The sequence below is a fragment of the Xenorhabdus anantnagensis genome (genome assembly GCF_028598555.1).
GTDB lineage: Bacteria > Pseudomonadota > Gammaproteobacteria > Enterobacterales > Enterobacteriaceae > Xenorhabdus > Xenorhabdus anantnagensis.
Window position 1 is genome coordinate 150,282 of record NZ_JAQRFN010000009.1, and the last position, 21,876, is coordinate 172,157.

Here is a 21,876-nt window from a genome sequence, read left to right on the forward strand (position 1 = left end):
GAGGTGCAGGCTCGACAAGCGGTGGTAATTTCATTGTGGTCCCTCCACTTTCTCTTTATCTGTCCCGTGAGCAAATAATAAGGCCTTCAATATACGGTTAGATATTTAAAAGGAGGGCAGGTAGTAAAAATATCAAACGACGAGCTAATTTTTATCATTCTGTGAACGCAAATCTGGCTTGTTCGTCATTTGATATCGGATTGTTCCGTGTTTTATATCGGGCAATACCACTATCCCTATAGTGATATTGGATAGGCAAGACAATTTTGAAACGGGGCGGTTATCAATTTGATTGGCTTCAACACATGCTATTAATGGGGTTTATTCTCGTTCATGCTTGCAATGAACTTAATTGGCAAGATGGACGGCATTTCCTTGATGTTGGTGCAGGCTCAGCGAAGCTAGCCCTAGATATTTTAGCTATTCACCCACAAAGCAAGATCACATTGTTTGATTTGCCTCACTGTTGTACAGCGATACAAATGCAATTGATAGATGCGGCTGGATTTGATGAATCTAATCACTCTCAGTCCATAAAATTTCTTCCTGGTGATATGAACACCACCCTTTTTGGTGGTCCTTATCAAATAATATTAGCTTCTATGTCTCTCTATTTTGCTACCAATCTTCAATATTGTTTAAATAGGCTTTGGACATCATTGTCCCCCGGCGGAACATTGATTAGTTTTCACGAATCACTGAATCAAGAACGCACTCAACCTGAGTTTCATGTCTTGGGCCGCCTCCCGGCTGAACTGGCAAATGGACAACTTTCTATCGAATCAAATCAGATTGAAGAGGCGTTAAAAGCCAATCACCCCGCTCGTCTGGATACCCGACAAATCCCAACTCCATTTGGAGAAATGACGCTAATTATTGCCCATAAACTCATTTGACGATCAGGACAAGGAAACACGAACAATGCCATTAAGTATGGAGCTTATCCGCCAGTCGATCATCGGAGAGTGCTGGCCCATTAAAACCCCGTTTGGTATCAAGCCATTGATCTATGCAGATTATACGGCTTCCGGACGAAGCCTCAGTTTTATCGAGCAGTTTATTCAGCAACAAGTAATGCCCTTCTACGGAAACACACATACCGAGACCTCAATCACCGGGCTCCAAACAACATATCTGCGTGAGCAAAGCCGTCACATTATCCGCCAAGCTCTAAACGCCACTCAGGCATATCACATTATTTTCACTGGCTCAGGAGCAACCAGTGCCATTAACCGCTTTATTCATATGCTGGATATTCCTAGCTATCAGGAACAAAAACCTGTTGTTTTCATAGGTGGTTATGAGCACCACTCCAACGACCTGCCTTGGCGAGAAGCGGATGTAGAATTGGTTCGTATTCCACTCACTCAAGAAGGTGTACTGGATCAAAAGGAACTAAAAACGCAACTGGTCAAATATCAACATGTTCCTCTCAAAGTCGGATCTTTCTCTGCTGCTTCTAATGTCACAGGGATTAAAACAGATATTGCTGGAATCTTTACTCTACTCAAAAGCTTTGGTGCACTATCATGTTGGGATTTTGCAGCCGCTGCACCCTATATGTCCATTGACTTACAGGCAATTCCAATGGATGCCATATTTATTTCACCTCATAAGTTTCTAGGTGGTCCTGGTACACCGGGCTTGTTGGTGATTAAGAATAATTGTTTTAGCCAGACTACCCCCGGTCTTAACGGCGGTGGCACCGTATCTTATGTAAATGCATCAACCCATCAGTATGTCGACAATATCGAACGTCGTGAAGAAGGTGGCACTCCTGCCATCATTGAATCAATTCGTGCGGGGCTGGTATTTAAAATCCAACAACAAATTGGTCTAGACTATATTGAAAAACAGGAAAAAGATCTGGTTGAACAAGCACTTTTATATTGGAGGAATCTTCCCAATTTCGAGTTAATGGGTAACCCTTCCCTTCCCAGACTAGCCATCTTCTCATTTAATATTAAAGGACTACACTATGGTGTGGTTGTTGCCATGCTAAATGACTTATTCGGAATTCAGGCCAGAGGCGGTTGTTCTTGTGCGGGACCTTATGCCCACCAGTTACTGGATATCAACCGAGACGATAGTCGGAATATCCAAGAAAAATTAGCACAGGGAAACAACCTTGCCCGTCCTGGCTGGGTACGGCTAAATCTGCATTATCTGCTGGAACAATCCACAATTAATTACATTCTGGAGGCTGTTTCACTCATCGCTCGCGATGGGCACTGGTTAGCAAAGCAGTATCATTACCACAATGACAAAGGTGTTTGGTTATACCAACAATACCAACCTCAACTGACCGTTTCTCTTGATCATCTGGGGATCTTTCACCAACAACGGAATATCCGACCAGAATCTCTTGAAGAATCCATGAAATCAGCTAAGAATATCCTGTTAAAAAGCAAGTCACATGTCAGTAATGAGAAAATTGCCAATATATTAAATGGTTAGTTGTTATGGTAAATAACATTATCTTATCCTACTTGGTGAATGCCTACGCTTTCATATTACAGTGCTTTTGGTGATGAAAATCACTTCTGTCGGTAACCTGCTGTGGGATCACTCTCATAGTTATCTGATTAATTATGAGTTAACCCAATATATTCCATATTGTATTATTTACACCTCCATCAATAAAAATATAAAGAGGAAATAATGACAGCAAAAACAACACACAACTACGTTATTCGCCCCATCACCCAACAAGACAACTCTGGCATTGCTGCTATTATCCGTGAGGTATCCGCCGAGCATGGTTTAACCGCAGACAAAGGTTTTGCCGTTGCTGATCCGATTCTGGATACGCTGTACGAAGTTTACAACCAGCCACGCAGCGCTTATTGGGTTGTTGAGATGGATGGCGAAGTTGTTGGTGGCGGCGGTGTTGCTCCGCTGGCTGGTGGGGATGGTAATACCTGCGAACTACAAAAAATGTACCTTTCATCGGTACTGCGGGGAAAAGGTGTAGCCAAGCAAATCGTGAAGCAATCTCTCGAATTCGGTACAGAGCAAGGTTTTAAACGCTGTTATCTGGAAACGACGGAGAACTTGAAAGCGGCCATTACCCTGTATGAAAAGCTGGGGTTCAGCTATCTTGATGAACCACTTGGCAATACAGGCCACAGCGACTGTGAAGTCAGGATGATCAAAGCGCTATAACGCCAATGATCATCAATAAACCAGCCCCACGAGTTAAGTGGGGCATTTGGTTTTGACGCTATTTTCAAAATAGCTGTCATTATCTTCAAAGACTTTCATTATCTTCAAAAAACGTTAATGAAGTTTGGGTTCATCTTCTTCCGGGGGAAAGAGATCGCCTTCGTCGTCTTCATCTGACGCATTCGGATCTTCAAAGTATGTTCCCCAGCCGTCGTAATTTATACCGATCTTTTCAGCCAGATTCATCAGCTGTTCAACCTGTACATTGATCAATTCAGCCTCCAAACGGCTTTCGCTGATCACATCACAACACATCAAAACAACACGATCTTCTGTTTCCAGCTCTTCGGCATCCGTGACTTCATAACCTAACTTAAACGCTTCAAGAGCAGCTTTTTCCAGTTGGTCAAAGTCTTCTGCCGAAAAGTGGTGTTCAATAATATAAAGCGCTTCAGGATCGCTGCCATCTTCCAATAATTCTTCGATGATCAAGCGGGTTTCTTCACGTTGTTCTTCTAAAGCATGTGGGTCTGCCATGCCAATCCCCTCCGTCAGTTGGCTGTCTTGTTTTGCATTCTCCCATCTTTTCTTTGCAAAGGATATATCTATCCAATTTTGTTTAAGAGGAATGCAAACCGTAAGCGACTGATTCATAACCAGTCTTAATACCTTTACTCTTACAAACACCGAGCGCGGGGCTTGTAATTGAATTTTTTATCGATATATAGTGAATATAAATTCAATATTGCACTGATGGAGACAATGCATAATGAACCCTTTTTTTAAGCGATCGTTCCTAAGATTACTGGATATCACTCCAATAGAAATTCATACTCTTTTAGCTCTGGCTCATGAATTAAAAGCGAATAAAAAATCAGGTTCCGAGTCTCCCTTACTCACGGGGAAAAATATTGCCCTGATCTTTGAAAAAGACTCCACCCGAACACGCTGTGCATTTGAAGTCGCAGCCTATGATCAAGGTGCCAACGTTACCTATTTAGGCTCAAATGGCAGTCAGATCGGGCATAAAGAATCCATCAAGGACACCGCACGGGTACTTGGGCGTTTGTATGATGGCATCCAATACCGTGGATATGGTCAGCAAATTGTCGAAACGCTGGCGCAACACGCTGGTGTTCCGGTGTGGAATGGCCTAACTGATGAATTCCACCCAACCCAACTTTTGGCTGATTTACTGACGATGCAGGAACACAGTCCAAAACCACTGTCTGAGATCACATTTGCTTATTTGGGCGATGCACGCAATAACATGGGCAATACAATGCTGGAAGCTGCTGCATTGACGGGTATGGATCTCCGTTTGATCGCGCCAAAAGCGTGCTGGCCTGATGAAAGCTTAGTTGCAGAATGCCAAAAACAGGCAGAGAAAACTGGCGGCCAGATCACTCTGACAGAAGATATTGCACAAGGTGTAAAAGAGGCTGATTTTTTATATACCGATGTTTGGGTATCAATGGGAGAACCGAAGTCGGTCTGGCAAGAGCGGATTGCCTTGCTGAAACCCTATCAGGTCAATATGGATGTTGTGAAACTGACGGGAAATCCAGAAGTAAAATTCTTGCATTGTCTGCCTGCTTTTCACGATGAAGAAACGACGCTCGGTAAGCAACTGGCAGAAGAATTTGATTTATATGGTGGGCTGGAAGTCACTAACGAAGTGTTTGAATCAAAACACAGTATTGTGTTTGATCAGGCCGAAAACCGAATGCATACCATTAAGGCGGTGATGGTGGCTACGCTGGTGGAAGATCTGGATTTGTAATTCTGCCACATATAACAGCAACAATGATTACGCATCATCGTTTCATTAAAGGCTAACCATAACTTCTCGAATGGGGAATAAGTCAGTTATTGACCGCTCCCCATCCTTTCGTGAATGAATGATGTAGTTATCGGCTATTAGCAGGCAAAAGCCTAACAAGGATTATTGTGGCGGTTGAACATTATATATTCCATATGCGATCAGAAGCATTGCAAGGGCAACAAAAAAATCAAAGATTCGTACGGTTATTTCCTTCTGGAAGAGTCGCGAAGATAATTTTGAGGCGAACCCTGTCAGATAGAACCAAAAATAAGAGGCTGAACCTGCCCCAATAATAAAACTGAGTTGTGCAGCCGGAGAAAGCCGGGAGCCTAAATTTCCCAAGATCAGAAAAGTATCTAAGTAAACATGTGGGTTCAATAAAGAAAATGCCAAAGTGGGGATCAGTACTCCCTTACTCAGTTTTGATACAGAGTCAGCATGACCTTCATGAACACTCCAGCCTTTCGGATGCGTTCTTAATGCATTGAATAAGGAGCTAAAGCTGTAAAACAACAGGAACGCAATGCCTGCCCATTTCGCGATCGATAAGGCCATCGGCACTAGCTGTACCAAGCTACTCATAAAAACAGTACCAAGTGCTATCAATAACGTATCACACGTGGCTGCGGTGGTTGCAGCAAGAAACACATTCTTCTTTTGCAACCCAATCTTTATTATAAAAATGTTTTGTGCGCCAATAGCAATGATCAGGCCGAGGCCTATTAAAAAGGAACTGATTAGAACATCAGGAAAGAGAGTCATTTTATTAAATATCTTATGAAATATGTTATTAAATATAATAGATCGCACCGGAAGGGATTTCTGAACAGCCGATGATAAAGCTGCCATCACAAACCTGCTGTAAATTAAAACAGAGGCCTGTGATGACCTTCAGGTGATAATCGTTCAGATACTCAGTTCCCTTGTATGAACCAATAAAACACTCCTTGTCATCAAGCCTATGTCCAATCAAGCACATTAGCCGAATCGGGACAGATATTCGAATTACGAGAGTTTTTGAAGCCTTGACCTTACTGTACTCAAAGCGAGTTTGAGTTTTTGCCTTGATTCATCAATCCAGAGTTTGTGCTGTGATAAGCTGTTACGCATATCGGTAATCATGTCGCTGACAGCCTTGGGTGAGGTGCCACCACTGCTTGACTGACGGCTAATTACTTTGTCTGGCGATACACATTCACGTATTTCAGAAAGACTCAGAGTTATCGAGTTTTCAGCCAAGTATTTTTGAATATAGTCGAAGTTCCTTAGATCAGACTGGATTTCTGTTAACTTACGAACTAACGTACCACTTATCTTGTGAGCGTCTCTGAAGGGAATATTCTTATTAGTAACAAGCATGTTCGCCAGTTCCGTAACTGTAGAGAAATTTTTCCAACACAGCTCGGTTGCCCGCTCAGATTGATAGATCGATGTAGTCATCTGCCGATGACTAATACTGACTGACGACTTGACGGTATCAATGGCGTCCCATAGCATGGGCTTGTCTTCCTGCAAGTCACAGTTGTAGCCAAGCGTAATGCCTTTGTTGATAGTCAAGATCTGCATTAGTGCACCATAAACGCGACCGACTTTTCCTTTAACCAATTCACCGACCACTGGATTCTTTTTCTGCGGCATGATTGAGCTACCGGTAGCGAATGCATCATCCACAGTCAGCAGCCCGAACTCATGGCTACTCCAAACGACGACTTCCTCTGCAAGACGTGAGAGGTTACTCATGATAATCGCGAAAGATGAAATGGTATGACTCACGAAATCTCGTGAACTGGTTGCATCCAGACTGTGGTAAAGAATGCTGTCGAAACCCAGCAACTGCGTTGTTAACGCCCTGTTTATATTGAAAGAAGTCCCCGCCAAAGCACAAGCGCCCAAGACATTGACATTCGTATAACGGAACGAGTCTCTCAGCCTTTCAACGTCACGCAAAAACATGCTCGCATAAGCGCTGTACCAGAAGGCTAAGTTGATCGGTTGAGCTGGCTGGAGGTGAGTGTAACCCACAGCTAACTTACCATTTGTTTCATCGGCAAGTTGCAGAAGGTCGTCAATAAATAAAACGAGTGTTTCTGCAATATTGAGGATCTCTTCACGGCAATACATACGTGTATCAGTAACAACCTGATCGTTCCTTGAGCGTGCAGTATGCAACCGACCACCAAATTCGGGGCCAATTTTCTGAGTGATCAATGTTTCGATATTCAGATGAACATCTTCGTATTGCGGATTCAGTTCGAGCGGATTTTGTTCATTTTCATAATGCAGTTCAAGAAGAGAACTGGCAATAGCCGATGCCGCATCATGAGCGACAATTCCTTGTTCATGCAGCATGATCAGGTGCGCCATACTCCCCCATATATCATAATGGACAAGTCTGGCATCTATTTTTGTGGTTTCTGTATAGTCGAGCACTTCGGCGTCGACATCTTTGTTGAATACACCCGCCCAAAGTTTAGTTGGCATAACAGTTTCCTATACTGTTGATTGTTTTTTACGGCATGACAGATAAGTGGAAAGCTGTGCTCTTGTATAAAGTTTACTGAGCCATTGGGTATTTACATGAGGTATCTCTTGAGCATTCCTTATCCGTGCTGAAATTTCATGAAACAAGCTAAGTGCGTAAACTGCTGTTCGGCTCATCAGCGATTCTGGAGTCTCACCTGATATGATTCCGAACTCGATAACCTTTATGATCTTTCCGTGATCTATCTGGCTATCAATGTAGTGGCAGGTAACACCGAAATGGGTATCTTTATTGTCTATCGCGTATTGGTAACCACCAATGCCTCTGTACCGAACCGGAGCGGGATGGAAGTTTATAGATCCCTTTTTAGCTTTAGTGATTACATCAGAATCCAATATGAAATCGGATTTGAATGACAATATCCAGTCCCCCTCCCACTGCTGAACAATGGCTCTGGCTTGCGAGTCGTCTGTACCATAATCCCAAAAAACAGAAGTGACATTGAAATTACAATCTTTCAAGTAACTAACCGCAAGCCGCGACCACACAGAATTATCACCAATGAACAAGACTTCATCGCTGCTCACTTATGTATCCTCCATATGTAGTTATTTAATATGTGTAGTTATTTAATATGTGTAGTTATTTAATATATATAGTTATTTAATATATATAGTTATTTAATATGCATAGTTTTTTAATATGCATAGCTATTTAATATATACAGCTACTCAATTTGCCCTGATAGAGAAGCAGTGCGGGCAGATATCGTCAGAATGTTGAGAAGTCCTTCAGAATCCTTGTGATCAAATTGCCCTTCCGCCTCCATTGAGCCTTCATTGGTATAAAGCCCATGCTTAACATTCTTACTGGAGATGTAACTGAGATTTCCTCGGTATGCTTCAAAGATCACATCCCCACTGACTAAGCTGGTGAGTTCTTCCACCGCTTTCCGCGCCATTCGAGAGCCGAGGTCGAGCCAATACCCTTGGTACAACTGACCGCCCAAGTAAGTGCCAGTGTTTTGATAAAACTGAACAGCTCTTCTGTCCAGAATCTGCTGGAGCAACTGCTGATAGGTATAGGAAAGGATCACCATGGCAGGTGACTCATAGACACCTCGTGATTTCACACCCACGAATCGGTTCTCGACAAGGTTTTCAGCAATACCAATCCCGTGTCTTCCTCCGTTGAGGTTGAAGTATTCAAAAATATCGACCAGACTCATTTTCTGTCCATTGACATGAGTGGGCCTGCCATTATTGAAAGTGATGGAAAACTGTTCGGGGATAGATTCTGCGTGTTCCGGCCACTGACCAATTCCTGGCTCAACAAATTTCATCCGCGTTTCAAGATGTTCGAGCAAACCACCTTCATGTGTGAGGCCCAGCAAGTTCGCATCAGTGGAATAAGGTTTATCTGCTGAAGCTTTGATCGGAATGTTATGGCTATCGCAATACGCCAACATTTCCTTGCGTCCCTTAAATTCATTCAGGAATTCCTGATCACGCCAAGCGGCATAAAATTCAAGGGTCGGGTCAAGCATGGCACCAATGATCTGGAATCTAACTTGGTCATTACCGCGGCCTGTAGCACCATGACTGAAGATGGTGATACCGTGTTCTTTGATTTTAGGCAATAACCCTTTCATGATGACCTGACGAGCAGCACCAGTCAGATTCCAATAGTTCCCCTCATATTTTGCATTGGCCTGAACGACTGCCAGCCCCATTTCAGCCATTTCATTTTTGAGATCTACTGCGACAAATTCCGACGCACCGGACTTCAGCATTCGTTCTTTTATTTCGTCAAAGTTTGCCTCGTCAGGCTGACCAAGATCCGCGGTAAAACAGACAACTTCAACGCCCTTCCTCGATAACCAATGTGTGATGGTGCAACTATCTAGTCCTCCAGAAGCAGCAAATGCAATTTTTTTCCCCTGAATATGATTAATATCCATTTCATCACCCTTTCTTTCTGAATCGGTGACGATAAAAATATGTCTGTAAAATCTAGAAGTACACTTTATTAAGGAAAATTAAACTCCGATGAAAATTTTTACATTAGCGTTTCTGAGGATCGATTCTTGCTTCTTTTCACAAACAGCACCAATGTAAAGCGGAAGTTCACTGCTTTTGGTCTCGATCAAACTCATACTAGGATAGATCAAAGATTCACCCCGTTTATCAATCACTTCAACGGCAATCTTTAGAATAAAAGTCTGAGCAATAGGGGGGGATCGGGGCAATTTGATGTTAATTTAAGGAAGAGATCAATATATTATATTACATATCCAAAAGAACTCATGATTGACTCACCTGTAAGGCATAGGGTATACAGTACTAGTGTTAAAATCTTTTTTTAAATCATAATGTTCGATAAAAAAAAACAGATGCACTACTGGCTATCATCGAGACAGGTAGTTTCGAGCAGGCAGCCAAAAAACTCAATATTACTCCATCTGCAATATCACAGCGGATCAAATCCTTGGAGGCAGAAGTAGGTGTCCCTATTGTAAGGCGTGAGCATCCTTGCACATATACATCCGAAGGCTTTAAGCTTGTCCAATATTTGACAAAACTTCATGCTTTGAATGAGGATTTCAAAACCCATTTCTATGGTAACAAGTGGGCTAGTTTTACTATATCAGTCAACAACGATTCTCTTGCTGGTTGGTTGCTGCCTGCTATTTCCTGTTACCTTTCGAGTGAAAGAGTAAAAATCGAAATAATTGTCGACGATCAAGATTTCACCCATATGCCGTTGGAATCCGGCAATGCTTTAGGTGCCTTGTCATCCAGAAGTAACACCATAAAAGGTTGCTCTTCCGTAAGGCTCGGTTCAATAAGGTATCGATTGCTCGCATCCAGAGCATTTGTGAAGAAATGGTTTAAAGATGGTGTCAATAGAAGCGCTTTGACCAAAGCACCTCTATTGGTCTTCAATAAAAAAGATCTACTGCAACAGAATTTCCTTGCTGAACATTTTCTCATACAACAGGAGTCCTGCATTTGCCACTACATACCAGGTACAGATGCTTTCTATAAAGCTGTTCAATTGGGAGTCGGTTATGGAATGATTCCAGATTTTCAGACCAAAGACCTGATTGAACGTAATGAACTGGTTGACTTACTGCCAGGGCGCTTTACCGATATTGCACTATATTGGCATTATTGGTCCGCACAATCAGGCCTGTTGAGCAAGCTTACCAATACGTTAATTTCAGAAGCCAAGAAATCGCTTCATCAGGAGTAGACTCCACCTGAACTCAAACCTATGCAGTCAATGTTAAATGTCTTTATCTATGACGCGACACCATGCACTTCTGGAAATATTGGCATAATTATATAAAAAATAACAAAAACAAGGTGATTAAAAAATGAATGATTACGGTATTTGGACCATCATTACCCCTGTTGTCACAATTATTTTAGCTATATTTACACGTCAGGTTATTTTATCTCTACTACTCGGTATATTAGTCGGCTTTACTGTCATTAATGACCATCATGTTATTTTAGGTATACAAGGAACTATTGAAGGTATTATTGATACCTTTTCCTCCTCAGGCAATACAAAAACCATCATCTTTATATTGATGATTGGTGGAATAATGCGGCTTGTGGTTGTTACAGGTGGTGTACGATCCTTAGTTCGTTTACTAACAGATAAGACGCAACTTATTGAAAATAAAAAATCTGTTCAATTTTTGGCAATGATCATTACATCCTTAATTTTTATTGAAAGCTCAATTAACCAATTAATTGCTGGGGCATCAACAAAGAAATTAGCCAAAAATTACGGTATCCCACCAGAAAAAATGTCTTACATTATTCAAACATCCTGTGTTTCTGTTTGTTCTTCTGCCATGATTAATGGTTGGGGTGCCGCAATGATGGGCGTCATCGGTGTACAGATTTCCAGGGGGTTAATCAGCGGTGAGCCATTTGATATCTTGGCGGGTTCTATGGTTTATAATATTATGGCTTGGTTATCGCTGGCTTCTGTCTTGTTTTATATTTTTTCTAATGTTTCTTGGGGACCAATGAAAACCGCAGAAATGCGAGCCTTACATGAACTTTTAAATAGTGATATTGAAGAAAAGCCCAGTGAAGAGAGTGATGATGTTATTGAACACCCTAACTGCCATACTTCATTAAACTTTTTTATTCCTATTTTATCGACGGTATTCATGCTCCCTATTGCCCTCTATATCACAGGTAATGGTGATTTTAGTAAGGGCAGCGGCTCAACCTCTATCTATTGGAGTGTTATATTTGGAACCACTGTCTCTTTTTTCTGGTTCTTATTACGCCGCGTTTTAACCATCGAAACCTTTTTTAAAGAGCTTTATATTGGTTATGCCAGCATGATAAAAATAAGCTCTGTCATGGTATTGGCATTCTTAATGGGTAGCGTTTCCGCTGATTTAAATACCGGTGCTTATATTGCACAAATTACTTCTGGTATCATTCCAGCAGGTTTTTCCATCGGTTTTATTTTCCTGATTAGTTCCATCATGTCATTAGCAACGGGCACTTCATGGGGGACATTCGCAATTATGATCCCCATTGGGGTACAGCTGGGTATTTCAGTTGGTATGCCTCCTGAGTATATGATTGGAGCTGCAATTGCTGGTTCTATTTTTGGTGATATGACGTCGCCAATTTCCAGCGATGCTATCGTTGCATCAATGGCAACAGATTGTGACCATATTGAACATATCCGGACTCAAATGCCATATGCATTGGTTACTGCAAGCTTCGCCCTCGTTATCTATTTCTATTTAGGCTTTACTTATTAATTTACAATCCGCTGAGGATAATATGTCTTTAAAAGAAAATTTAGCAAAATTTGCCCGCATTGATTTACTAAAAACTATAACTATGATGGATAAATTGGAGAATTTATCCCACTATTTAGGGCGCGATGTTTATATCAAGAGAGATGATTTAACTCCTCTGGCGATGGGTGGGAATAAATTACGTAAATTGGAATATCTTATTGCTGATGCATTACAAAAAAAAGCTAAAGTTATTGTCACCGCTGGGGCAATTCAATCAAATCATGTACGGCAAACAGCGGCTATTGCGGCGAAATATGGTCTAAAATGCGTCTCTTTATTAGAAAATCCAATTCAAAACCACGATAGTAATTTTCTGAATAATGGCAATAAATTACTGACAGAATTATTTAACACTCAATGCGTTATGTGTGATGGATTAACCGATCCAAATATGCAAATGAAGGAATTGGTTGATCAACTCAATCTCGAAGATGCTTATATTGTTCCCGTCGGCGGCTCTAATGCCCTTGGTTCATTGGGTTATGTGCGTTGTGCATTAGAAATTGCCGAGCAGCGTCCAAAAGATGTGGAGTTTGCCGCCGTTATTGTTGCTTCTGGAAGCGCAGGCACACATGCAGGGTTGGCTATCGGGTTACACGCCACCCTACCACAAACACCTGTTATTGGCGTTACCGTCTCGCGTGTTACAGCCGAGCAAGAGCCAAAAGTCAGCCAATTGCAGCAAGAAATCAGTTCACTCTTAGGCCAAACAACAACCTGCCCGGATATCCTTTTATGGGACAATTATTTCGCTCCTATGTATGGTATGCCGAATAAAAAAGGGTCAGACGCCATTACGCTATTGGCACAAAAAGAGGGGATTTTATTAGATCCTGTCTATACCGGAAAAGCGATGGCCGGATTAATTGATAGTGTATTGAATAATACCATTGAAAGTCGGAAACCATTGCTCTTTGTGCATACAGGTGGGGCTCCTGCATTATTTTCCTATTCTGGAATTGACGCCGTAAGCAATTAATTTATAAATAACTATTCATGCTAGTTGACAACCGATACGTAGCGCAAAAATGATGACATTTATGGCGATTCGGTTGTCCATTCTGATATTACAACTGTAATTGGTTTTCTTTATAAGAAATATACTTATAGAAAGGCTTGAAATGATATAGTTTCCCAGTTTATTGATTGGCTTTTAACCTGAGATTAACAAAATCATCGTCGATTACTCATCACCAATTTAAACGCAAAAAGCAAAAACAACCCGCCTGTCGCGCGATTCATCCACTTAATGACATTTTCACGGCGTAATATATGAGAAAGGGGGCGGGTGGCATAAATCAGTAACAATGACCACAATGTGCCAAGCAAGACATGGATTGCCACTAAGCTGAATGTCCATAAAATAGGAGAATGCCCTTGGGGAATAAACTGAGGCAGGAATGAAACATAAAACACGCCCATTTTCGGATTAAGAACATTCCCCAACATACCTCTGATAAACCAATTATGGCTTTTTACAGAGGAGGAGGTCTCTCCTCCAAGATCCTTTTTAGGGTGCCAGATCATTTGAATTCCCAGCCAGCATAAATACACGGCGCCACACCATTTTAAGATGTTGAATGCCAGCTCTGATACCGCAATCAATGTGCCAAGGCCAAATGCCACCATTGCTCCCCAGATAAAACATCCCGCATTAATACCAAGGGCGGCTTGAAAGGCTTTTTTACCGCCTTCTGCCGTTGCCGTTCTCAGAATCAACGCTGTATCAAGGCCAGGGGTCAAAGTGAGCAACGTCGCTGCCATAGTGAACGCGAGCAGGGAATCCATCACTGTCATGTTTATCTCCGAAAATAAAACCAAGGTTAAAAAAGATTAACAAAAATCTAAATGACACTCATATATTCAAATGGCACAGATTTTATTAACCAAACACCGTTATCTGCCTGATGAAATTCAAAGCCCTGTTCATACATCAACTGAGCTTCAATTTTCAGGATAATCGCCTTACCGTGACGCTGCCCCACTTTAGTCGCTGTGGATTCATCCGCCGATAAATGCACGTAGTGCCGTGTTCCGGCCACCAATCCCTGTTTAAAAATAGAATCCAAAAAACGGGTGGCTGTACCGTGGTACAAAATTGCAGGAGGAATTTTCTCTTGATAATGAATATCCACCTGCTGAGCTGAATGCCCCTGTACTGCCCTGATGCGTTTCTGATCCGCTGAAATAGCAAACCGTTTTTTGTCATTGGTATCGACAATTTTCTCTATCAGCGCATAATTCAATCGCTTACCATACTTGGCAGCACATTTTATCAATGCGCCGATATCTGCCCAGCCTTCATTATCCAAGACCAAGCCAATGGATTCCGGCTGGTGACGCAATACATAACTTAAAAACTTACTGATTTTAGTATCTATTTGATCCATGTTTTTACCTGTTGATTTGAATTCCTTATATTTGTTAACTCAGTGTTTCATCACCCAACACTTTAAATAATTATCCAATAATTCATGATTGCGTTCGCATTTATCCTTAAGTTCACATTGTGCCATAGCTTCATCTAATTCCGACTCAATAAAAGCATGAATCCTCGGTTTACGCGGGCCATATTCTGCTTCATTTGCTGCCCGTTTAATTCGCAGCAGATCATCAATTTCTATTTCCCTTTTCACTTCTTCCATTTTCCTATTTTTTGATTCTTATCCTTTTACGCACACCACCTGACGCAAGGTATGCACAATTTCCACCAGCGATGACTGCGCTTCCATCACAGCATCAATATCTTTGTACGCCATCGGAATTTCATCGATCACATCGCTGTCTTTACGGCATTCCACATGGGCAGTTGCACGTTTTTGATCGCTCACGGTGAAGCGTTTTTTCGCCTCGGTACGGCTCATCACTCGACCGGCACCGTGACTGCACGAACAAAAACTCTCTTCGTTGCCAAGACCGCGAATAATGTAGCTTTTCGCTCCCATTGAACCGGGAATGATCCCCATCTGACCTTTACGGGCAGATACCGCACCTTTACGTGTTACCAAAACTTCTTCACCGTAATGCTGCTCACGCTGTACATAGTTATGATGGCAGTTCACGGCTTCCTGCTGTGTCGTAAAGGGTTTGGGGATCTCACGTGACAACGCCTCAAGCACTCGATGCATCATCACTTCTCGATTCTGGCGAGCGTAATCCTGTGCCCAACCTACCGCCTCCATATAATCGTCAAAATAACAGCTTCCTTCCTCGAAATACGCTAAATCGCGATCTGGCAGGTTAGTGATATGCTGTTGCATATCTTTCTGCGCCAGTGTGATAAATAAATTACCGATGGCATTACCCACACCACGGGAACCACTATGCAGCATCACCCAAACGCGATCTGCTTCATCAAGGCACAACTCGATAAAATGGTTCCCCGTTCCCAGTGTTCCTAAATGCTGATGGTTATTGGTGTTCAATAGTTTCGGGTATTTATCGGTAATACGCTTAAACCCATCCGCCAATGTCGCCCAATGTTGATCCACAATCTCTGGCGCTTTATACCAAGAACCTTTATCGCGGCCTCCGCGGTTTACGGTACGTCCATGCGGCACAGCCGCTTCGATGGCATGACGGATATTCAACAGGCTATCCGGTAAATCAGATGCCATCAGCGAAGTACGCACTGCAATCATTCCACAACCTATATCCACTCCAACCGCAGCCGGGATAATGGCGCCGTGTGTCGGGATCACGCTACCAATGGTGGAACCTTTACCGACATGGACATCCGGCATTACCGCCAGATGTTTGAAAATAAAAGGCATCTTGGCCGTGTTCTGCAATTGGGTAATGGCTTTGGGATCAACCGGTACTCCGTTCGTCCACATTTTTATCGGCGCACTATTCTCTTGCGTCAATAAGTTATAAGCGTTGGTTGTCATTTCAGTTGTTGTCATTGTTGTTGTCATAATTGCTCCCCTTTAATTTTTACCAGCCCGTTTAGCACCCATGCTATTTCAGTGTGTTGACACTCTAGTTATTGCCAATTGCGTGCCAACTTTGGAAAAAACAGAAATATTTTTTATGTATCTGAAAAATAACTGTTTTTATTTTAGACTGTTTTTGGTGATTGTTTTTGCAGTTCAAATTCCTTATCTTTTTATATCGCTGTTTATAAGTTCAGATAAAAAAATGTAGAGAAGATAATGAAACGCAGAGTTGTCATTGGTATTTTGGGTACAAAATTAGATAGACGGGGTAAGACGGCTAATCGCTGGACAAAATGGCGCCCCACCATTGGCATGTGCCAACAGCCTGAGTTGCCGATTGATAAGCTGGAATTGCTCTATCAAACCAATGACTACGTTTTGGCGGAGAGAGTTAAAGAGGATATTGCTCAAGTTTCACCGCAGACCAAAGTGGTGTTGAACGAGATCCAGATTGAAGATCCGTGGGATTTTGAAGAGGTTTATACCACTCTGTTGGATTTTGCTGTTCGTTATCCTTTCGACATTGAAAACGAAGAGTACCTGATACATATCACAACTGGTACTCACGTTGCGCAAATCTGCTGGTTCTTACTGACCGAAGCCCGTTACCTGCCTGCCCAACTGCTCCAGACATCGCCCAAAAAAAATGAGGAAACTGAGAGTCATCCCGCCGGCGTTTATACGATTATCGATTTAGATCTCAGCCGCTATACTACCCTGACCAGCCGCTTCCAGCGGGAACAACAGGAACAGGTGGCATTCTTGAAATCGGGTATCGCCACACGCAATACCAATTTCAACCGCTTGATCGATCAAGTGGAACGTGTCGCTTTGCGCTCCACTGCACCAATTTTGCTGACAGGGCCGACTGGTGCGGGTAAGTCCTTTCTCGCCCGCCGGATCTATCAGTTACGGCAATCACGTCATTTAATTGAAGGACGGTTTGTAGAGGTGAACTGTGCCACCCTGCGCGGTGATAACGCGATGTCTACCCTGTTTGGACACGTCAAAGGGGCATTTACAGGAGCCATTCAGCCACGAAGCGGACTACTTCGTGAAGCCGATGGAGGTATTCTGTTTCTTGACGAAGTGGCAGAATTGGGATTGGACGAGCAAGCGATGCTACTGAAAGCCATTGAAGAAAAGAATTTCCTGCCTTATGGATCGGATAAGGAAATACGCAGTGATTTTCAATTAATTGCCGGTACACACCGTGATCTGCGAGATTGGGTCGCTCAGGGGAAATTCCGCGAAGATCTGTATGCCCGCATCAATATGTGGACTTATCAATTGCCCGGTCTGGCACAACGTCACGAAGATATCGAGCCGAACATAGATTATGAACTTGCTCGCTATGCACAAATGCAGCAAACGCAAGTTCGCTTTGATAAAGAAGCGCGGCAAATTTACCTGCATTTTGCCTGTTCAGAACAAGCTCAGTGGCGAGGAAATTTTCGCGAACTCAGTGCTTCCGTCGCACGAATGGCGACATTCGCCGAAAATGGGCGCATCAACCAACAGTTAGTTGAAGAAGAAATCTCGCGGCTCAAGCAAAATTGGCACGGAGAAGAATACGTATCCCTACTGCCAAAGCATCTATCCAAAATCGATCTGTTTGACCGCCAACAACTAGAAACAGTGGTTAAAATATGCCGTGGCTCCAGCAGCTTATCGGAAGCTGGCCGCAAGTTATTTGCTGTTTCCCGCCAACAGAAAAAACAGCCCAATGATGCCGACAGATTACGCAAGTACCTTGCCCGATTCGGTCTGGATTGGGAGAGTATTCAACATTATTAGAGCTATATTAGAACCTCATTAGAACCTCATTAGAACCTCATTAGAGCCTCATTAGAATAACAACAGTTAAGAGAACAACAAGATGGAACTGAAATTTTTAGGCACCAGTGCAGGCATTCCTACAAAAGAGCGCAATGTCACCAGTCTGATCCTCGACTTACAGAGTATCCGCAACGCACTGTGGATGTTTGATTGCGGAGAGGGAACCCAACACCAAATCCTCCATTCTCCCATCAAGATACCCAAACTGGAGAAAATCTTTATTACTCACCTGCATGGTGATCATATCTTCGGTTTGCCCGGATTATTGTGTAGCCGTTCAATGGGCGGTTCCACCGATCCCCTCACTTTATACGGGCCAACCGGCATACGTCAGTTTGTGGAAACCACATTGCAACTAAGCTGCTCTTTCCTGACCTATCCGCTGGAAATCATTGAAGTCCAGCCCGGACAACTGTTTGATGACGGTGAATTCAAAGTCACGGCTTATGCCCTGAATCATCGAGTGGAATGCTATGGTTATCGCATTGAAGAACACGATAAACCCGGCCCACTTGATGCGCAAAAACTGAATCAGGATGGTATTCCCCGTGGGCCTTGGATGCAGACTTTAAAACAAGGCGGAACGGTGACACTGGAAGACGGTCGTACAATTTGTGGTCAAGATTATTTAGGTACACCAATTCGTGGTAAGTCACTGGCCATTTTCGGGGATACCGAACCGACTCAGGAAGCACTGAAACTGGCTGCCAATGTTGATGTGATGGTACATGAAACTACGCTGGAAGATGCATTTGCAGCAAAAGCCAATGAGCGCGGACACTCCACCACCAAGCAAGCCGCAACACTCGCACGTGATGCCAAGGTAAAACACTTTATCGCCACACATATCAGCGGACGCTATAGCCTCGAAGATTGCCCGCGATTATTGGCGGAATGCCGGGAAATATTCCCAAATACCGATCTGGCCGAAGATTTTGCGGTATTTAAAGTTAAATAACTTCTCACAAGAAAATAAAGAAGAAGGGGATGGCCCAGTAGGCTTCAAGTAACAGATTTCAAGTTGCCGCATAGCTAACAAAGCGGTAACTTGAAAAATGAAGGAGATAAACGTGATATCTGTATAAATATCAGTATAAATTCTGATATATAATATTTTCTGTTATTTTCCGAGAAATACCTCTCAAAAGCATTCTGGCAGAACTATTTTTACATTACCTATTTATAGTTGGCATCCTTCAACAAAAATAAAAATTCCAGAGAGATAATAATGAATTACGCAAAAGTTTCACCTAGCATTATTAACCCGTTATATAAAAGCTACGAAGAAATCCATGCTTCTGAACTGGATCAAGAACTTATTTTATTGGTGGAAACACGGGTATCCCAAATAAATGGCTGTGCTTATTGTTGCCATCTTCATGCTGAAGCAATCCGCAAAGATCATGACATAGAACAAGTAAAACTGGATAAATTGCCTGCGTGGTTCAATTCCAATATCTACAACCCAAAAGAGAAACTGGCATTAGAATGGTGCGAAGCCTTAACAACCAATCTTAAGCAGAGCACACTGGATAAAATAAAAGAACGTCTTGATGCTGTTTTTACAGAAAAAGAGATTGTTGATCTAACCGCAGCTATTTCCCTCATGAATGCTTTCAATAGAATGGCTGTTAGTTTGGGTGATCGAGACGAATAATCACATCATTATTCCGGCCGCTAAGTCTGGCATTTAATTAAAACAGAAATTTCTTCCCGTAAGCCTTGCGGTGAATGCTATCGTGAGTATAATGCGCGACGATTTGCTGGGAGAAAACATGAAAGATTGCGCCGTAAAGGCTGTTAAAAAACATCAAGCTAACAAAACACTGTCTGCTGGCAGCGTAAGCGCATTGTTTTTCCCATTGCTTAACCGAACATTTAAAAGCCCCTCAATTGAGGGGCTTTTTTTTGCCTGCCGAGTCCAAGGCTAGAAGTCATAAAAGAGGAACGTAAACATGGCTAACCCGTTATATCGCAAACATATCATTTCAATTAATGATCTGAACCGCGCAGATCTGGAACTGGTATTGCAGACGGCCGCTGCATTGAAAGCCAATCCACAGACTGAGTTACTGAAACACAAGGTGATTGCGAGTTGCTTTTTTGAAGCTTCAACGCGCACCCGTCTCTCTTTTGAAACCGCTATTCAGCGACTCGGCGCTTCCGTTGTTGGCTTTGCTGACAGTAGCAATACCTCATTGGGTAAAAAGGGAGAAACTCTGGCTGACACTATTTCTATCATCAGCCAATATGCCGATGCTATCGTCATGCGTCATCCACAGGAAGGGGCGGCACGACTGGCTTCTGAGTTCTCCGGTCATATCCCAATTATTAACGCCGGCGATGGTGCAAACCAACATCCGACCCAGACTTTGCTGGATCTGTTCACCATTCAGGAAACTCAGGGCAGACTGGAAAACCTGAAAATCGCCATGGTCGGTGATTTGAAATATGGCCGTACCGTCCATTCGCTGACACAAGCACTGGCAAAATTTAATGGCAACCATTTCTGTTTTATCGCTCCAGATGCATTGGCGATGCCAAGCTATATCCTGCATATGCTGGAAGAAAAACAGGTAAGTTACAGCCTTCACCATAATTTTGAAGATATCCTGCCTGAACTGGATATTCTGTATATGACCCGTGTCCAGAAAGAGCGTCTTGATCCTTCAGAATATGCCAATATCAAGGCTCAGTTTGTTCTGCGTGCGGCGGATCTGGTGAATGTCAAAGAGAACCTGAAAGTGCTGCATCCGCTGCCACGTATTGATGAAATCACGGTAGATGTTGATAAAACACCATATGCTTATTATTTCCAGCAAGCAGGGAATGGCATTTTTGCCCGTCAGGCATTGTTGTCGCTGGTATTGAATGAAGATGTTGTCATAGCTCACTAAAAGAATAAACAGCCATTAATATTATGATTGAGGAAGTTACGCCTTAGTCATAATATTATTTTCCTCAAGAAAAAATTTATTTATTTCACCTAATCATTACTTATCTAAGTTTCCTGTCACATTAATAAATATAACAAACAGAAAAAATTAAGATTCCAATAATTAATTTCAAATATATATGTATTGGAAGTGCTTTTCTTATTTTAACTCGAAGTGAATTTTTTACAGGAATTTAGGGTTTGAGAAGGAACCGCGAGGGTGAAACCTGTAAGTTTCTGTTCAAATGTCCCGTGCGCTGTGAAAAGCTGCATTTGTCTTGCAGGTGAAAGTCCTGCTCCGGAAGGCATAGCCAGTGCCACCGGATAGCGAGTCTTGCGCCGTCCTGGGTAACTTGGAGGGTGAAGCGTAGACAGCGAAGCATTCGAGCCGAAACCAAAGGGTGAACGCGATACCCCCGAAATTGAACTAATTGTGGGAGCCGACAGGTTGGAGCATCTGGCAGGCAACAGGTTACCGGAGGCCATACTGGCAAATTTGCCAAAGGAAACCAACCACCGGGGGCGCAGGCGTCAGCGAGTTTGCAGAGATGAATGACGGAACACAGGAGATCCGGAGGGTTCCCTGAGGAACTGGGTATCTGTGGCACAAGTGCCAAACACAAGGCCACAGAAATGGCTTTCCGGAAGTCGGAGTCAGCCATAGTAGTAATGAAGCGAGTAATGACCGTGGAGCGAAGGGCTGGCAGACAGATCGAACGTAAGAGGGCAACAATGACCGTACACAGCAACGACGGACTATCATGGTTAACAAAACTTGAGCGTATAGGTGAGAAATCAGCAGGTAACAAACAACGGGTGTTCAATAACTTGGGGCACCTGTTAAAC

Annotated in this window: 20 protein-coding genes and 1 pseudogene; 12 read left to right on the forward strand and 9 right to left on the reverse strand. The window is 42.8% G+C overall.

Going from position 1 to position 21,876, the window contains the following annotated elements; genetic code table 11:
* Nucleotides 1–266 precede the first annotated feature (266 nt).
* The 3 genes from PSI14_RS09260 (at nucleotide 267) to PSI14_RS09270 (ending at nucleotide 3,165) form a co-directional block, all read left to right on the forward strand.
* Complete coding sequence (locus PSI14_RS09260) at nucleotides 267–896, forward strand: class I SAM-dependent methyltransferase (RefSeq protein WP_273575635.1); 630 nt, start codon at nucleotides 267–269, stop codon at nucleotides 894–896.
* Nucleotides 897–921: 25 nt separating this feature from the next.
* Nucleotides 922–2,457 (forward strand): aminotransferase class V-fold PLP-dependent enzyme, encoded by a 1,536-nt coding sequence (locus PSI14_RS09265; protein WP_273575636.1) that lies wholly within the window; start codon nucleotides 922–924, stop codon nucleotides 2,455–2,457.
* A gap of 204 nt (nucleotides 2,458–2,661) precedes the next feature.
* Nucleotides 2,662–3,165, forward strand: coding sequence for a GNAT family N-acetyltransferase (locus PSI14_RS09270; protein WP_273575637.1), 504 nt, complete (start codon nucleotides 2,662–2,664; stop codon nucleotides 3,163–3,165).
* A 114-nt stretch (nucleotides 3,166–3,279) separates the two neighbouring features.
* On the opposite strand, the gene rraB is transcribed toward PSI14_RS09270, so the two are convergent.
* Nucleotides 3,280–3,702, reverse strand: coding sequence for a ribonuclease E inhibitor RraB (gene rraB / locus PSI14_RS09275; RefSeq protein WP_273575638.1), 423 nt, complete (start codon nucleotides 3,700–3,702; stop codon nucleotides 3,280–3,282).
* Between the two features lie 232 nt (nucleotides 3,703–3,934).
* Between rraB and argF the strand changes: the two genes are divergently transcribed.
* Nucleotides 3,935–4,948, forward strand: coding sequence for an ornithine carbamoyltransferase (argF, locus tag PSI14_RS09280; protein ID WP_273575639.1), 1,014 nt, complete (start codon nucleotides 3,935–3,937; stop codon nucleotides 4,946–4,948).
* Between the two features lie 162 nt (nucleotides 4,949–5,110).
* Here the strand turns inward: argF and PSI14_RS09285 are convergent, their stop codons facing one another.
* The 4 genes from PSI14_RS09285 to argG form a co-directional block, all read right to left on the reverse strand.
* A complete protein-coding gene (locus PSI14_RS09285; protein WP_273575640.1) occupies nucleotides 5,111–5,839 on the reverse strand; it encodes a LysE/ArgO family amino acid transporter in 729 nt (242 codons plus the stop codon).
* A gap of 156 nt (nucleotides 5,840–5,995) precedes the next feature.
* Nucleotides 5,996–7,471, reverse strand: a complete 1,476-nt coding sequence (gene argH, locus PSI14_RS09290; RefSeq protein ID WP_273575641.1) for an argininosuccinate lyase — start codon at nucleotides 7,469–7,471, stop codon at nucleotides 5,996–5,998.
* Between the two features lie 9 nt (nucleotides 7,472–7,480).
* The gene (locus PSI14_RS09295; RefSeq protein ID WP_273575642.1) at nucleotides 7,481–8,059 is read right to left on the reverse strand and encodes a formyltransferase family protein; all 579 of its coding nucleotides are present in this window, start codon (nucleotides 8,057–8,059) and stop codon (nucleotides 7,481–7,483) included.
* 140 nt (nucleotides 8,060–8,199) lie between these two features.
* Nucleotides 8,200–9,432, reverse strand: a complete 1,233-nt coding sequence (argG, locus tag PSI14_RS09300; protein WP_273575643.1) for an argininosuccinate synthase — start codon at nucleotides 9,430–9,432, stop codon at nucleotides 8,200–8,202.
* Between the two features lie 437 nt (nucleotides 9,433–9,869).
* Here argG and PSI14_RS09305 point away from each other — a divergent pair.
* The 3 genes and pseudogenes from PSI14_RS09305 to PSI14_RS09315 form a co-directional block, all read left to right on the forward strand.
* A pseudogene (locus PSI14_RS09305) lies at nucleotides 9,870–10,727 on the forward strand (LysR family transcriptional regulator ArgP); the annotation flags it as partial.
* A gap of 124 nt (nucleotides 10,728–10,851) precedes the next feature.
* The gene (locus PSI14_RS09310; RefSeq protein ID WP_273575644.1) at nucleotides 10,852–12,276 is read left to right on the forward strand and encodes a Na+/H+ antiporter NhaC family protein; all 1,425 of its coding nucleotides are present in this window, start codon (nucleotides 10,852–10,854) and stop codon (nucleotides 12,274–12,276) included.
* A 22-nt stretch (nucleotides 12,277–12,298) separates the two neighbouring features.
* Nucleotides 12,299–13,297: a D-cysteine desulfhydrase gene (locus tag PSI14_RS09315; protein WP_273575645.1), complete on the forward strand. Its 999-nt coding sequence runs from the start codon at nucleotides 12,299–12,301 to the stop codon at nucleotides 13,295–13,297.
* Nucleotides 13,298–13,491: 194 nt separating this feature from the next.
* On the opposite strand, the gene PSI14_RS09320 is transcribed toward PSI14_RS09315, so the two are convergent.
* From PSI14_RS09320 to PSI14_RS09335, 4 genes are read right to left on the reverse strand one after another with little or no spacing between them, the layout of a single operon-like run.
* Nucleotides 13,492–14,115 (reverse strand): LysE family translocator, encoded by a 624-nt coding sequence (locus PSI14_RS09320; protein ID WP_273575646.1) that lies wholly within the window; start codon nucleotides 14,113–14,115, stop codon nucleotides 13,492–13,494.
* 47 nt (nucleotides 14,116–14,162) lie between these two features.
* Nucleotides 14,163–14,708: an RNA 2'-phosphotransferase gene (locus PSI14_RS09325; protein WP_273575647.1), complete on the reverse strand. Its 546-nt coding sequence runs from the start codon at nucleotides 14,706–14,708 to the stop codon at nucleotides 14,163–14,165.
* 39 nt (nucleotides 14,709–14,747) lie between these two features.
* A complete protein-coding gene (locus tag PSI14_RS09330) occupies nucleotides 14,748–14,954 on the reverse strand; it encodes a DNA polymerase beta superfamily protein (protein ID WP_273575648.1) in 207 nt (68 codons plus the stop codon).
* 27 nt (nucleotides 14,955–14,981) lie between these two features.
* A complete protein-coding gene (locus PSI14_RS09335; RefSeq protein ID WP_273575661.1) occupies nucleotides 14,982–16,208 on the reverse strand; it encodes an RtcB family protein in 1,227 nt (408 codons plus the stop codon).
* A gap of 264 nt (nucleotides 16,209–16,472) precedes the next feature.
* Here PSI14_RS09335 and rtcR point away from each other — a divergent pair, with 264 nt between their 5' ends.
* The 5 genes from rtcR (at nucleotide 16,473) to pyrB (ending at nucleotide 20,992) form a co-directional block, all read left to right on the forward strand.
* The gene (gene rtcR / locus PSI14_RS09340; protein ID WP_273575649.1) at nucleotides 16,473–18,053 is read left to right on the forward strand and encodes an RNA repair transcriptional activator RtcR; all 1,581 of its coding nucleotides are present in this window, start codon (nucleotides 16,473–16,475) and stop codon (nucleotides 18,051–18,053) included.
* Nucleotides 18,054–18,135: 82 nt separating this feature from the next.
* Nucleotides 18,136–19,053, forward strand: a complete 918-nt coding sequence (gene rnz / locus PSI14_RS09345; RefSeq protein ID WP_273575650.1) for a ribonuclease Z — start codon at nucleotides 18,136–18,138, stop codon at nucleotides 19,051–19,053.
* Between the two features lie 270 nt (nucleotides 19,054–19,323).
* Nucleotides 19,324–19,752: a carboxymuconolactone decarboxylase family protein gene (locus tag PSI14_RS09350; protein ID WP_273575651.1), complete on the forward strand. Its 429-nt coding sequence runs from the start codon at nucleotides 19,324–19,326 to the stop codon at nucleotides 19,750–19,752.
* A gap of 82 nt (nucleotides 19,753–19,834) precedes the next feature.
* Nucleotides 19,835–20,026, forward strand: coding sequence for a hypothetical protein (locus tag PSI14_RS09355; protein ID WP_273575652.1), 192 nt, complete (start codon nucleotides 19,835–19,837; stop codon nucleotides 20,024–20,026).
* 24 nt (nucleotides 20,027–20,050) lie between these two features.
* A complete protein-coding gene (gene pyrB, locus PSI14_RS09360; RefSeq protein WP_273575653.1) occupies nucleotides 20,051–20,992 on the forward strand; it encodes an aspartate carbamoyltransferase in 942 nt (313 codons plus the stop codon).
* Nucleotides 20,993–21,876: the final 884 nt, after the last annotated feature.

Bases quoted from the DNA above. Each gene is read 5' to 3' on its own strand.
- PSI14_RS09265 (WP_273575636.1), top strand. From the start codon at position 922: ATGCCATTAAGTATGGAGCTTATCCGCCAGTCGATCATCGGAGAGTGC.
- PSI14_RS09270 (WP_273575637.1), top strand. From the start codon at position 2,662: ATGACAGCAAAAACAACACACAACTACGTTATTCGCCCCATCACCCAA.
- rraB (WP_273575638.1), bottom strand. From the start codon at position 3,702: ATGGCAGACCCACATGCTTTAGAAGAACAACGTGAAGAAACCCGCTTG.
- argF (WP_273575639.1), top strand. From the start codon at position 3,935: ATGAACCCTTTTTTTAAGCGATCGTTCCTAAGATTACTGGATATCACT.
- PSI14_RS09285 (WP_273575640.1), bottom strand. From the start codon at position 5,839: ATGGCAGCTTTATCATCGGCTGTTCAGAAATCCCTTCCGGTGCGATCT.
- argH (WP_273575641.1), bottom strand. From the start codon at position 7,471: ATGCCAACTAAACTTTGGGCGGGTGTATTCAACAAAGATGTCGACGCC.
- argG (WP_273575643.1), bottom strand. From the start codon at position 9,432: ATGGATATTAATCATATTCAGGGGAAAAAAATTGCATTTGCTGCTTCT.
- PSI14_RS09310 (WP_273575644.1), top strand. From the start codon at position 10,852: ATGAATGATTACGGTATTTGGACCATCATTACCCCTGTTGTCACAATT.
- PSI14_RS09315 (WP_273575645.1), top strand. From the start codon at position 12,299: ATGTCTTTAAAAGAAAATTTAGCAAAATTTGCCCGCATTGATTTACTA.
- PSI14_RS09320 (WP_273575646.1), bottom strand. From the start codon at position 14,115: ATGACAGTGATGGATTCCCTGCTCGCGTTCACTATGGCAGCGACGTTG.
- PSI14_RS09325 (WP_273575647.1), bottom strand. From the start codon at position 14,708: ATGGATCAAATAGATACTAAAATCAGTAAGTTTTTAAGTTATGTATTG.
- PSI14_RS09335 (WP_273575661.1), bottom strand. From the start codon at position 16,208: ATGACAACCAACGCTTATAACTTATTGACGCAAGAGAATAGTGCGCCG.
- rtcR (WP_273575649.1), top strand. From the start codon at position 16,473: ATGAAACGCAGAGTTGTCATTGGTATTTTGGGTACAAAATTAGATAGA.
- rnz (WP_273575650.1), top strand. From the start codon at position 18,136: ATGGAACTGAAATTTTTAGGCACCAGTGCAGGCATTCCTACAAAAGAG.
- PSI14_RS09350 (WP_273575651.1), top strand. From the start codon at position 19,324: ATGAATTACGCAAAAGTTTCACCTAGCATTATTAACCCGTTATATAAA.
- pyrB (WP_273575653.1), top strand. From the start codon at position 20,051: ATGGCTAACCCGTTATATCGCAAACATATCATTTCAATTAATGATCTG.